The organism is Erwinia sp. 1181_3 (genome assembly GCF_052824965.1).
In genome coordinates, this window is the sequence record NZ_VTDE01000003.1 from 493,187 (window position 1) to 505,912 (window position 12,726).

Sequence of the window (12,726 nt, forward strand, 5' to 3'; positions counted from 1 at the left end):
GAGTCCGATAAAAGATTACTGCTGCGAAAACACCAGTTGTACCGCAGCCACTGCCTGCATATCTTCACTGCCACCGCCAAGGCGCATTCCACGCACCGGGCAGGCATCCAGATAATCCACCCCCACCGCCAGTTTCAGATGCTGGCGGGTGCTGCGGGTATTATTGGTAATATCGAAACTGTGCCAACTGCCGCCCACCCAGGCTTCCACCCAGGCATGCGTGGCTACATGTTCCACGTTGTCAGTATACAGATAGCCGCTCACATAACGGGCGGGAATATGCAGGCTGTGACAACAGGCGAGAAAGACGTGGCTGTGATCCTGACAAACCCCGCTGCCGGCGGCAAACACTTTCGCGGCGGTATCCGTCACCAGCGTACTGCCGGGCTGGTAAGGCATTTTCAACAGCAACTCGCCCATCAGGCGCTCCAGACTGTCCAGCGGAGCCTCTTCACGGTAATAGCGGCGGGCAAAATCGTTGATCGCCGCGTCAGGCTGCGTCAGCGGAGTGATGCGTAAAAACACCAGCGGCGAGAGCATGCAGTCCGGGTCCGGGGCGCTATCTTCGTCGTCGAGGATCTCCACCACGCCACGAGCTTCAATCTCGATTTCCTGATGCGGACGGTCGAGCGTCAGCACATGCAGCACATTACCCCAGGTGTCGGTGGTGCAGATCGCCTCTTCCGGCAGCAGCAGATCCCACGAAATAATATGCTGATGCACCGAGTCCTGTGGCGTCAGACGCAGGTACTGCGTGCTTTGACGCACCAGGCTTTGATAGCTGAAACAGGTTTTATGCGCGATGGTCAGCTTCATTATTTCGCCTCCAGATAAGTGTGATGGATGCTGTCAGCAATCAATGCCAGTTCACCCAGAAAACGTTGCAACCAGGCATGCAGCCCGTCATCCATCAGGGATTCCCAACTGCTGAAACGCAGCTGCGCATGCAGTATCGTCAATAAGTAACGCGGCCTGTCTTCACCGCTGCTGCCGATTTGATCGAGTTGCCTTGCGATTTCATCAAGACAGGATCGTAACGATCGCGGGCTCTCTTCACGCAGGATCAACATCTCGTTGACGCCGTCCGCCGCCAGTTGCTGCTTGTAGATGGTGTGATAGGCTTCGCGCGCGGACACTGAACGTAGCAGCGTATCCAGCCGGTAGTATTCGCGCACGGTGTCATCATCGTCATCGGTCAGATACTGATAAACATCGAGCAGGCGTGCCGTGCAGTCGGCACGTTCCAGCAACGTTCCCAGACGAATAAAGCTCATGGCATCGCCACGCATCAGGGTGCCGAACATCGCACCACGAAACAGATGTGAGCGCTCTTTAACCCAGTCGAAGAAGGCATCCGCACCGTCGCTGCTGACGCCGTGACGCCGCATTTTTCTCAGTTCAATCCAGCTGGAGTTAATACTCTCCCAGACTTCAGAAGAGAGGCTGCCGCGAACCGCATGGGCGTTGTTCCAGGCCGCCTGCCAGCAATTGAAAATGCTGCCGGGGTTACGCTCATCAAAGGCAAAAAAGCTGAACAGCTGTGACATACTCAGCCGATCGCTGACCGACCAGTAAAGTTCATCCGTGTTGGTCAGATTGAGCGGCACGCGCAGCTCATTATTGTGGCTGCCGCGCACCGGCATCAGAGAAAGACGGTTTGTGACGTCGAGCACGCGTGCAATATTTTCTGCGCGCTCTAAATAGCGCGCCATCCAGTACAGGCCACTGGCCGTGCGACTCAGCATGCGTCATCCTCCAGAACCCAGGTATCTTTCGTCCCACCGCCCTGCGATGAGTTCACCACCAGCGAACCTTCGGTCAGCGCTACGCGCGTCAGGCCACCGGGCACCAGCCGGATATCCGCCCCACTCAGGGCAAAGGGACGCAGGTCGATATGACGCGGGGCCAGCCCCTGATCGACAAAAGTCGGACAGGTGGAGAGTGCCAGCGTGTTCTGTGCAATGTAGTTCTGTGGTTTGGCGAGTAACAGCGCGCGGAAATCGGCCAACTGCTGTTTACTGGCCACCGGGCCAATCAACATGCCGTATCCCCCCGCACCGTGAACCTCCTTCACGACCAGCTTTTCGAGGTTAGCCAGTACCCAGGAGAGCTCATCAGGGCGGCGACACTGCCAGGTCGGTACGTTGTTGAGGAGCGGCTCTTCCCCCAGATAGAAGCGAATCATTTCCGGTACATACGGGTAGATCGACTTATCATCGGCCACGCCGGTGCCGATGGCGTTAGCCAGCACCACGTTGCCCGCACGATACACCGACAGCAGGCCCGGCACACCGAGCATCGAATCCGGCCGGAACGCCAGAGGATCAAGGAAGGCATCGTCCACTCGGCGGTAGATCACATCGATCTTGCACGGCCCGGCCGTGGTGCGCATCAGCACCGCGCCATCTTTGACAAACAGGTCAGCACTTTCCACCAGCTCCACGCCCATTTGCTGGGCAAGGAAGCTGTGTTCAAAGTAGGCACTGTTAAAGCGGCCCGGTGTCAGTACCACTACCACCGGATCGTTGATCGGCGAGCTTTCGCGCAGGGTTTGTAGCAGCAGAGACGGATAACGTTCGACAGGGGCAATGCGCTGATCGGCAAACAGCTCCGGGTAAAGGCGCATCATCATTCTGCGGTTTTCCAGCATGTAGGAGACGCCGGACGGGGTACGCAGATTGTCCTCCAGCACGTAGTATTCGCCATCGCTGTTGCGCACCATATCCACGCCAATAATGTGCGCGTAGAGGTTACGGTGCAGATTCAGGCCCTGCATGCAGGGTTGATATTGATCGTTAACCAGTACCTGTTCAGCGGGAATGATCCCGGCTTTAAGGATGCGCTGGTCATGGTAGATGTCATGCAGAAAAGCATTCAGCGCCTGAACGCGCTGGCGGATGCCTTTATCCAGCATTGCCCACTCGCTGGCAGGAATAATCCGCGGTACGCTGTCGAACGGGATCAGACGCTCGGCACCGCCGTCATCACCATACACATTAAAAGTAATCCCCAGGCGGTGAAACAACAGTTCCGCCTCTTCACGTTTGCGCGCAATCGCCTGCTGGTCAGCCTGCTGTAGCCACTGCCAGTATTCCCGATAGTGCCCGCGATAGCGTCCATCGTTCAGCAACATCTCATCATAAAAGTGTGACGCTATTTCATAACTTTGATTCATGATTTCCCTACCGCTGTCTGTGAACCTGAATAAGAGTTGCACAAAGTGTGCCAGAGTCGGAATGAGCGGCCTGCCCCGCACAGAACGAGGAACGAACAACAGCCTGGTGACAAATCGGGTCAGGGAAAGCGAAGCGTAGAATGAGAATGCACCAATATGGTGCATTCCGGTCAAACGATGAGAGAGATTCTTAACGAGTCAGCGGGTGCCAGACCTCAGTCAGTGCGCCTTCCCCACCGGTAACGGGGTCGGTTTCGGGCATCGCGACGCGTTTTATTTCAAGCATAGACTGTTCCATCAATGCCTGCTCGTCGCGCAGGGTTTTGGGCGTCACGCCCGGAGGGTAGGCACCAACGGCCATGAAATCATCACTGGCGGCAATTTGCTGATGTCCGACACCCGCCGGTATCAGTATTACGTCACCCGCATAAACGGTGACCATGCGCCCACTTTCGCCACCAAACAGGATCTCGGCCCAGCCGCAGGTGATCCCCAGCAATTCATGGGTATTCGGGTGATAATGGGTGTAGGGATAAATCGGCGCGTGCCAGCTGACCGGCCAACCGTGGCGGGCAAACTCAGCGCGGAACCACAGCGCCAAATCGTCTGGCGATATCTCTTCTGCCCCTTCTTCCGGCTCGTCCGGCACCACCTGTGGATAGATGATCAGCGGCAGCGGGTTGTTGGGGATGCCCTGTGAGGGCTGCGCCAGCATCAGATGGCGCGGGTTTGAGGAGGCACCTGCAGCAAAGGTCCCGGCAGCAAACGACATCATTAACATTACACTGCGAGAATGGGTCACCATATCAGGCTCCTGGTCAAATTGCCTTGTTGAGTGATTGTTAAATTAATTGTGGCACTATTCTGCCAGCTTGCAATCTTTTCCCCACGCCGCAGATCACATAACTTATTAATTTAACTGAACTTAAGCCAAATTCATTGGTTGTTACCCACCTCTCATCCCCTTCACCCTGAGATTTGACTTTACGATCACTCGATAACACATTGTTACTATTACTGTATGTAACATTTATTTCCCATTACCGGGTGGCCTCAATTTAAATAACAGGACGCCTTTTCATTGAATTTTTTAATGCGTTACGACTACAGCAATTGTTATGGAAATTAGATTATAATTACCGATTATCGCCAGAAGTATTCACCAGCATATTCACTGATTTTTCTGAACAATGGCAAGCTATGACAGCGGATTATATTATTCACCACTGGTACGTCGATTTTTCGTCCGGTACGTTACTCCATCAACTCAGTGGTGAAGAAAGGCGCCTGGGCGAATATCAATTCAAACTGTTGCTAGTACTGGCTGAAAATGCTGGAAAAACATTAAGTCGTGATGAGCTCACTACGCTGGTTTGGGAACGGCGGGTTATTGGTATTAACAGTTTACCGAATGCGATTCATGCGCTGCGCGTGGCGCTGGAGGATGACGGCAAGCAGCAGCGTATTATTAAAACGATCCCTAAAAAGGGCTATATCCTTGAGGCAGAATTTTGCCAACGTATTTGCTATGACAAAGAAGAAGCGGATAGCCTGACCGATGCCTCGCAGCAGACATCGGTACAAGAGGAGAGGATACCCCCGCAGGATATGCACCAGGTAGAACCTGCGATATTACCCGGGCTGGCCGAAACGGAAACAACGATTAACGCGGAGCCGAAACCACGCTTACGTCGCGTATTCTGGCTTTGGCTTATTTTCTTTCAGGCGTTACTGTTACTGTGCGTGCTGGCGTGGGCCGGGCGAGCGCTTTTTCCGGTAAACAGTAGCGAGTTGGTGAAAAAAAACTCCGTCCCGTACAGCCATATTCAGCTAATGGAATTGCGCCGGGGATGGGACAACACGTCCGCGTCCTATGATTTAAATAAGCTTTTGGGACCGGTGCTATTTACGCTGAATCAAAATTTGAAAAATCAGAAAGTGAATATGGAAATTTTCTATTACACCTCCGGCACGACGCTGAACTACACCATGACGTTATCGAATCAGTGCGATCGTAAACAGCTGGCGATGAACATTATCAACTGGCGTACGGATGGTGCTCAACTGAGCGCTCTAATCTACCGTGAAGGCGAACGAAAAATTAATGAAATGGCCAACTGCGTCAATTAGCTTACTGATCGTGACTTTGCTGGTCCCCCTTGGGGTGGCAGTGATCAAACATTTGCCAGGGGATAAGGGCCTGTTCACGGAGGATTTCGTTAAAGTAAATTTACAGCTGGGGTATTACGACCTGCTGGCGCGCCAGCGTGAAATTTATGATACCCGCTTCGACGGCAAAGGGAACACCGTGATGATGACCCTGACCAGCCCAAACGATAATCGTTTTATGGCCAAAATCAGCCTGGAAGAAAAAACTCAAAATGCCAAAGGTGTGATGTTTACTTTCCATAAAATTTATTATGCAGATGATGGTCAGACGCGGATGATTAAAAATATTTTTGGCTATGCGGAAAACAACAGCGTGCATTTTGACACCTTGCGGCTGGGTAAAGAACGCCTGATGATCACCCCTTCTGGCCAAATGGTACGTTACCGATAGTACCAATGGGCCGGTTTCCTTAGCGGTCGGTAAACAGGGTGCGCCATGCCTGAAGCGTTTTGGGCATGGTCTCTTTATCCTTCTCGGTGGTCACATAATCCACTTCCACGCCGTTATCGGTGTCAGGGCTGACCCGTAGCGCCCAGATTTTCCCTTCCGGCGTGTACATGATGATGGCTGACTGTCGGTTCGCCATGCCTTTTACCCACAGGGTGAGTACCGTCGCACCAAACTGGTCAAGGTCCTGGCTGTAGACAAAACTGGTTGCCGTCGCAACATATTGCGCATAGTCACTGCCTGTCAGCTGACGAAAGCGATCGTCCAGGGCTTTATTCGGTAAAATACCGAGGGTTAACAGCGTGGCCGGCAGACGCGGATCGTTATCCGCTTTAACGTACACCCCGTCAATTGACGTCTTGCCGGGTAACAGCATATCGCAGCGTCCATGCGAATCGCTGCTGACTTCAAGGCGGTTATCCGGGCGCGGGATCAGAACAATTGAACACCCGCCACCCCAGACAATTTTATCGGTAAACCCTACCCCCTCGGACAGCGTCACTTTACCGCTGAAACTCGACCGGTACACCCCTCCCCAGACAGATGCATCCATATTGAACTCATCGCCTGCCAGCTGGCTGATACGAATTTTTCCACCATTGCCGTGAGGTGCACTGACATTCCACCAGACGCCCTGCCAGTCCACCTGGCGATCCGCATCATACAGCTGGCTCAGGCCACCGAGATAGGCACTGCGCAGGCAGCTGTCGCTAACGCAGGTATTACGCTCCCGGGCCATCTCCTTCGCTATCTGATTCACATGCTGTGGCTCGCGCATTTGCAGTTCACTGAATGCATTAACAAATACCCTATCCAGCCACATCAATTCCGGCTTATCACAGACGGTATTTTCTACCACGCTGGAGGCGCGCCCACAGTCGATGGCCTTCGCCGTGGAGGTAAGGAGCAGGAGAGTAAAGCCAATGACAGCAGGGGCTTTGATTAAATCCATCTGTTTTTTATTCCCTTATCAGCAGGCCATCGGGAATGGCCTGAACTTTATACATTGCCACGGCAGGTGACAGCTGGCCCATCCCTGTGAGCAACTGTTATAGTTGAATAGCGATAAACTGTGTCTGCTATTATAGGTGCAAACATGGTTTACTTTCACTCTGCCCGAACTGTTTTGCAGAGGTCACTAATGGAAGAAGTTAAAAAAATATTGCTGCGCGAGATCGATACATTGAATCGCGAAGAGCAACGCGATAATAAACCGCGCTTCAGTTTTCAGTTTTTGAAGACCCATCCGGGGCTTTGGGCATCCATGTACGGGTGCTACATTCTGACGGTTGCCCTAATCTTTACCACGGACTTTCTGGGCTGGCCCGCGTTCTGGGGGGCGACTATTTTTATCATGCTGATGAGCGGCCTGATGCTCATGGACGTGAACCCGAAATACCGCTTTGAGGATATCGATACCCTTGATCTGCGCGTTTGCTACAACGGCGAATGGTATTATGTGCGCACCCTGTCTGAACGGGCGATTAGCGACATCCTCAGTAGTGACAATGTGCCGGACAAGGTTAAGCAGGGCATTACTAAGCTGCTGTCGTTAAAAGGTGAAGTCGATTTTTATGATGTCTTCCACCTGACCTGGGGACAGAAAAGCGCTTCAGCGGTATAAAATAACCCGATGCGGGTCAGGCATGCCTGACCCTTACGGCAGTAATTCTGCGATTAATCGTCCTAATGTGGCGACCGCCACTTCCTGCGACTCATCCCACCACGCGGTGTTAAAACGAAAATAGTTGGCGTACTGCTCGCTGGAGGAGAACATTTTTCCGGGGGCAATGCTGATATTGTTGTGCAGTGCACGGTAATAAAGCTCAGTCGTATTGACCTGTTTGGGCAGTTCCACCCACAGGAAGTAGCCACCGCGTGAATCATTGATTTGCGCCCCGGCAGGCAGAGAACGTTTGAGAGCCTGACGCGCCAGATTTTTACGCTGTTCGAGTGTCTGCCGTAAACGCCGCAGATGGCGATCATAGCTGCGCGTGCCGAGGTAAGTGGCCAGTGCCTGCTGCATCGGTGCGCTGGTCGACAAGGTACTCATCAACTGCAAACGCTGAATGCGCTGCGCATGTTTTCCCGCAGCCACCCAGCCGACTCGAAATCCTGCTACCAGATTTTTAGAAAATGAGGAGCAGTGCAGCACGTTATGCTCGCGGTCGAATGCTTTGGCCGGCAGGGGTTTTTCGTGGCCGAAATAGAGTTCGCTGTAAACATCATCCTCAATCAGCGCCACGCCGTGCCGGGCCAGTAACGCGACCAGTTGCTGCTTTTTCTCTTTGCTGAGCGTGCAGCCGACCGGGTTCTGCTGGTTAGTCATCATCCACAGCGCTTTAATCGGCCAGCGGGCCAGCGAACGGCTCAGCTCATCGAGATCGATACCGGTTTGTGGATCGCTGGCGATGGCCACGCTTTTCAGCTTCAGACGTTCAATCGCCTGCAACGCACCGTAAAACGAGGGGTTTTCTATCGCCACCCAGTCACCCGGTTCTGTCAGCACCTGCAAACTGAGGTTAAGGGCCTCCATTGCGCCATTGGTGATCACAATCTCATCCGGGGAGACCTGAATGCCCTGTAAGGCGTAACGCTGCGCCAGTGTTTTGCGCAGCGCTTCATTACCCGGTGGCAGATTATGCAGGGCATCGATGGCTTTCATACTGTGAGAAACGGTGGTCAACGCACGCATCAGCTGACGCTGAGGGAAGAGTTCCGGGTCAGGAAACGCGGAACCAAATGGAACCATCTGCGGGTCACGGCAGGCCTGTAATACATCGAAAATAAAGGCATTGATATCGACAGATTCAGCCAGCTGCACTTTCTGATGGCTAAGAGGCTGACTGAGAAATTCGGCGCGCGGCGCAACATAATAACCTGACTGCGGCCGCGACTGGATCCAGCCCTGGCTTTCCAGCACCTGATAAGCGTGCATTACGGTCATCAGGCTCATGCCGCTCAGCTCAACCTGTTGACGCAACGAGGGAAGTTTTTCCCCCGGCAGCCATATCTCCGTCTCGATCTGCTGCTGGATTTGTGCCACCAGCTGTTCATATTTTGCCACGACTGTTACAGGCCATTTTAACAAAAGAGAAAACTATTATACCACGTCAGAGAGCGGTATGACCGCCGCCAACTTTGGGACATCTTCCTCGCGCATCTCAACGCCATCATCGCCGTCAACATACTGCTTCAGGCCCGGGACGTTCTCCGGTGGCACAGGACGACCCAGCAGATAACCCTGTAAGGTATTGCAGCCCAGCCCTGTCAGAAATGCCTGTTGTTCGGCCGTTTCCACCCCTTCCGCGACCACTTTCAGATTGAGCGTTTGCGCCAGCGCCACAATCGCGGTGACGATGGTGGCATCTTCCGTTTGTGCCTGAAGCTCATTCACAAATGCACGGTCGATTTTCAACTCGCTGGCCGGCAGACGCTTCAGATACAGCAGGCTGGAATATCCGGTGCCAAAATCATCGATAGAGGCTTTCACCCCCAGTTCCGTTAGTTCGGTCAGAATGCGAATGCTTTCATCCGGGTCGCGCATCGCAGTGGTTTCCGTCACTTCCAGCGTCAGCAGTTCCGGCGGGATGTGGTGCGTTTCCAGCGCCTTCACTACGGTTTCCACCAGCCCGGCCTGCTCAAACTGCAATGCAGACAGGTTGACGGCGACCGACCACTGGCTGTTGCCCTGCAAATGCCAGCAGCGCAACTGGCGGCAGGCTTCCCCGATCACCCAGTTACCGATGCTGACGATCAGCCCGGTTTTTTCTGCCAGCGGCAGGAAGACATCCGGCGTCAGCAGACCACGTTGCGGATGCTGCCAGCGCAGCAGTGCTTCAAAACCGATAATCGGCCCACGTGGCGCACAGAATTTAGGCTGATAAAACAGCCGCAGTTCTTTATTTTCCTGCGCCAGCCACAGGTCATTAATCAGCTGTAACTGGTTCTGTGCGATGGTGTTCATCGACGGCTGGAAGAAGCTGTAACCGTTACGACCGTTATTTTTAGTGTGGTACATGGCGGCATCGGCGTTAAACATCAGTTCACGTTCATCGAGTCCATCGCCCGGGAAGACAGCAATACCAATACTCAGCGACACCACCAGCTCGTAGCGGGAGATATCAAATGGCCGCTCGACGGCCTTCACCAGCGCATCCGCCACGGCGGCAGCATCGTTAGGATCGTCAATCTCAATCAGCAGTACAAACTCATCACCGCCGAGGCGGGCCAGCGTGTGATGCCCCTGCACTTTCTCTTTCATGCGTTCGGTCACCGCGATCAGCAGGCTGTCGCCAATGTGGTGGCCGAAGGCGTCGTTGACGGCTTTGAAACCATCAAGATCCATAAACAACAGGGCAAATTTTGAGTCTTCGCGCGAGGCTTTATTGATGGCCTGGTCGAGACGATCTTCTAACAGGATGCGGTTTGGCAGGCGGGTCAGGTTGTCATGCAGCGCCAGCTGTGCCAGCTCGCGGTTTGCCTCTGCCAGAGAGGATGCCAGCACCGACGTCCGTGCCTGAAGGCGAGCATCCAGCATCGAAACCAGCAGTGTAATACCGAGGATGGCCAGCGTCACGACCACAACCAGAATCGCCAGCCAGTTGCTGTTGACCCCAAGATGTGTGGCGTGACTGTTCATCGGGAAACTGGCGGCCGCCATGCCGGTGTAGTGCATCCCGGCAATAGCGATACCCATGATCAGTGCAGCGCCGCTGCGCATCAGGGCCAGACGGCCGGTGCCCTGGCGCAGACGGAAAGCCAGCCACAGCGCAGCTCCGGAGGCACACAGCGCAATCAACACCGATACCCAGATCCAGCGCCAGTCCCAGATAATACCGGGATTAACCGCCAGCGCGGCCATGCCGGTGTAGTGCATCGCCACGACCCCGCTGCCCATGATCACCGCCCCGCCGCAAAGCCGATACCACGGCAGTTCACCGTAACACACGATCCACAGCGCAAAGACGGATGCCGCCACAGCGATCACCATGGAGACCACCGTCAGGCTGGCGTCGTAGCTCATGACCATCGGCAGACTCATCGCCAGCATGCCGATAAAGTGCATAGACCAGATCCCAACGCCCATGGCAAAACCGCCACCGAATAGCCAGACGCGGGCAACGTTGCCACTGGAGGTGGCAACTCGTCCCGCCATGTCCAGCGCAGTATAGGAGGCCAGAAACGCGACGATAAAAGAGACGATAACCAGAAGTTGATCGTACGAACTCATGAGCATATGACAATCTCGAATGCAGTAGCCATTTCGGCTTAGTGTGTAGTGACCCGGTGTCATTATTAATCACCCCAGGCTTGTGCTTATTTATCGGCGAAAAATCAGCCAGCTTTAGCAGCCACAGGGGAAAGTGAAGGAACCTGAAGAGGATTTTTACAGGCATAAGATATATCCCTATAATTTATATAGTGTATTAATATTCCTCTTCTTCGGCAGTGAACATAGCATTGGCCCGATACTTCGCCTAGATCAGGATAGGAATATTCTTGAAAATTTTCCAATCCCTGTCGCCACGCGGTGGTAAAGCCTGCTTATCTATGACAGGCGTAACACATAAATAATATTTTTACGATTCTGTTATCAGCCTGGCCAGGCTGAACTATAGTTAAGTCAATCAATGTTAACGCGTTAATTCAAATAACAGATTATTCCTTACGTTATATTTTACCCGCTAAAGGGTTTTTATTATTTTTTATGTTTGTTCAGTCACACTGACGACAATATTTCATCAGGCGGAAAAGCAAGTTCATCACTTTAATTAGTAAGGAATAGTTATGAAAACTAAGCTTTTTCTGCTGGGCTGCGGCCTGAGCCTTGGCGTAGCCAGTTCAGGCTTTGCCGCCACCACCACCGGAACCATCACCGCCAGACTGGTACTGACAGCGGGCTGCCTGGTCAATGGGCAAGTCGCCACTCCGGGTGCCATTGGTAACCTGGGTACGTTGGAATTCCCTGGTGGTGCCGCGACCTTTGATATCAAAACCGCCGCCGTTGTCGGTACGGTGGGTAATGGTATTTTTGTTCGCTGCTCCACGGGATCGACCTACTCTGTGCAAATCACCAGCAGCAGTGCTAAGCCAACCACCGTGTATGGCACAGAAACGACGCAGCCACGCTATCTGATCAGCGGCACCACGGCCACCGTGGGTATCGCCTACTCCCTGTACCCCAATACTGACTACACCACGCCAATTGCCAATAACACCAATATCGCCCCGGTCGGCACCCCCGATGCGACTTACGGAGATAACTATCCGATTTATGGTCGTATTGCTGGTGGGGGGAATACCTCCGCCATTCCTGCCGCCACCTACACGGATACGATTAACGTTGCAGTGAATTACTGATTGCCGCGACAGGGGAGTCCATCGTGCGGGAGCTGCTCAGGCGACATGCGGGCGTTATTCGTCCGTTCACGTTACTGCTGCTGGCCTACAGCAGCAGCAGTAACGCATTGCCTACCGCCGATTTTGGGGTCAGTGCTTCTATCGTCAATGGCTGTGTGATCACCAGCACGGCTCCCACGGTTTTCGGTACGCTCGACTTTGGCACTCAACCCGGGGTAGGCAGCGTCACAGCCAATGCCGCCTATGTGCAGAATTCCAGTATTACGCTGGCCTGCACGCCGGGCACAACACTGAATATGAGTATCAACGGCGGGAGTAACTACACCACCACGCGCAACTTGAGAGTGGCCGGCAACACCAACCTGGTGGCGTATAGCCTGTACACCAGTGCCGCGCACACCACCGCCATTCCGGTGAATCAGAATGTGTTACTGACGCTAAGCAATGCCAACAATATCACGCTGCCGATCTACGGCCAGTTACAACTGAACGGTGTTAACCGTGCCGGGACCTACAGCGATACTTTGACGGTGACTTTGAGCTGGTAATTTCGGGGAATTGAAGGAGCAAT

Annotated in this window: 12 protein-coding genes; 5 read left to right on the plus strand and 7 right to left on the minus strand. The window is 53.6% G+C overall.

The features are described from left to right. Positions 1–15: 15 nt before the first annotated feature. From FY046_RS10740 to FY046_RS10755, 4 genes are all read right to left on the minus strand, one after another. The gene (locus tag FY046_RS10740) at positions 16–816 is read right to left on the minus strand and encodes a transglutaminase family protein (RefSeq protein ID WP_446186033.1); all 801 of its coding nucleotides are present in this window, start codon (positions 814–816) and stop codon (positions 16–18) included. Next, entirely contained in the window at positions 816–1,745 is a 930-nt protein-coding gene (locus tag FY046_RS10745; RefSeq protein ID WP_133843771.1) for an alpha-E domain-containing protein, read from the minus strand. Before FY046_RS10745 ends, FY046_RS10740 begins: the two co-directional genes overlap by 1 nt. Next, a complete protein-coding gene (locus FY046_RS10750) occupies positions 1,739–3,175 on the minus strand; it encodes a circularly permuted type 2 ATP-grasp protein (RefSeq protein ID WP_133843773.1) in 1,437 nt (478 codons plus the stop codon). Before FY046_RS10750 ends, FY046_RS10745 begins: the two co-directional genes overlap by 7 nt. Before the next feature lie 190 nt (positions 3,176–3,365). Beyond that, positions 3,366–3,980 (minus strand): cupin domain-containing protein, encoded by a 615-nt coding sequence (locus FY046_RS10755; protein ID WP_227535674.1) that lies wholly within the window; start codon positions 3,978–3,980, stop codon positions 3,366–3,368. Positions 3,981–4,375: 395 nt separating this feature from the next. Here FY046_RS10755 and FY046_RS10760 point away from each other — a divergent pair, with 395 nt between their 5' ends. Then, positions 4,376–5,305, plus strand: coding sequence for a transcriptional regulator (locus tag FY046_RS10760; RefSeq protein ID WP_133844228.1), 930 nt, complete (start codon positions 4,376–4,378; stop codon positions 5,303–5,305). Continuing rightward, positions 5,259–5,735: a hypothetical protein gene (locus tag FY046_RS10765; RefSeq protein WP_227535672.1), complete on the plus strand. Its 477-nt coding sequence runs from the start codon at positions 5,259–5,261 to the stop codon at positions 5,733–5,735. The genes FY046_RS10760 and FY046_RS10765 overlap by 47 nt, the downstream gene beginning before the upstream one ends. Before the next feature lie 19 nt (positions 5,736–5,754). Here FY046_RS10765 and FY046_RS10770 read toward each other — a convergent pair whose 3' ends face one another. Then, positions 5,755–6,744: a lysozyme inhibitor LprI family protein gene (locus tag FY046_RS10770; RefSeq protein WP_159337361.1), complete on the minus strand. Its 990-nt coding sequence runs from the start codon at positions 6,742–6,744 to the stop codon at positions 5,755–5,757. A gap of 189 nt (positions 6,745–6,933) precedes the next feature. Between FY046_RS10770 and FY046_RS10775 the strand changes: the two genes are divergently transcribed. Beyond that, entirely contained in the window at positions 6,934–7,416 is a 483-nt protein-coding gene (locus FY046_RS10775) for a YlaC family protein (protein WP_133843777.1), read from the plus strand. Positions 7,417–7,449: 33 nt separating this feature from the next. Here FY046_RS10775 and FY046_RS10780 read toward each other — a convergent pair whose 3' ends face one another. Further along, positions 7,450–8,859 carry an aminotransferase-like domain-containing protein gene (locus FY046_RS10780; RefSeq protein ID WP_133843779.1) on the minus strand — a complete coding sequence of 470 codons (1,410 nt, stop codon included), beginning with the start codon at positions 8,857–8,859 and terminating at the stop codon, positions 7,450–7,452. Between the two features lie 36 nt (positions 8,860–8,895). After that, a complete protein-coding gene (locus tag FY046_RS10785) occupies positions 8,896–11,031 on the minus strand; it encodes a putative bifunctional diguanylate cyclase/phosphodiesterase (protein ID WP_446186034.1) in 2,136 nt (711 codons plus the stop codon). 551 nt (positions 11,032–11,582) lie between these two features. Here FY046_RS10785 and FY046_RS10790 point away from each other — a divergent pair. Both FY046_RS10790 and FY046_RS10795 read left to right on the plus strand, forming a co-directional pair. Then, entirely contained in the window at positions 11,583–12,155 is a 573-nt protein-coding gene (locus tag FY046_RS10790) for a spore coat protein U domain-containing protein (protein ID WP_133843783.1), read from the plus strand. Between the two features lie 56 nt (positions 12,156–12,211). Beyond that, positions 12,212–12,703 carry a Csu type fimbrial protein gene (locus FY046_RS10795; RefSeq protein WP_192933190.1) on the plus strand — a complete coding sequence of 164 codons (492 nt, stop codon included), beginning with the start codon at positions 12,212–12,214 and terminating at the stop codon, positions 12,701–12,703. Positions 12,704–12,726 lie beyond the last annotated feature (23 nt).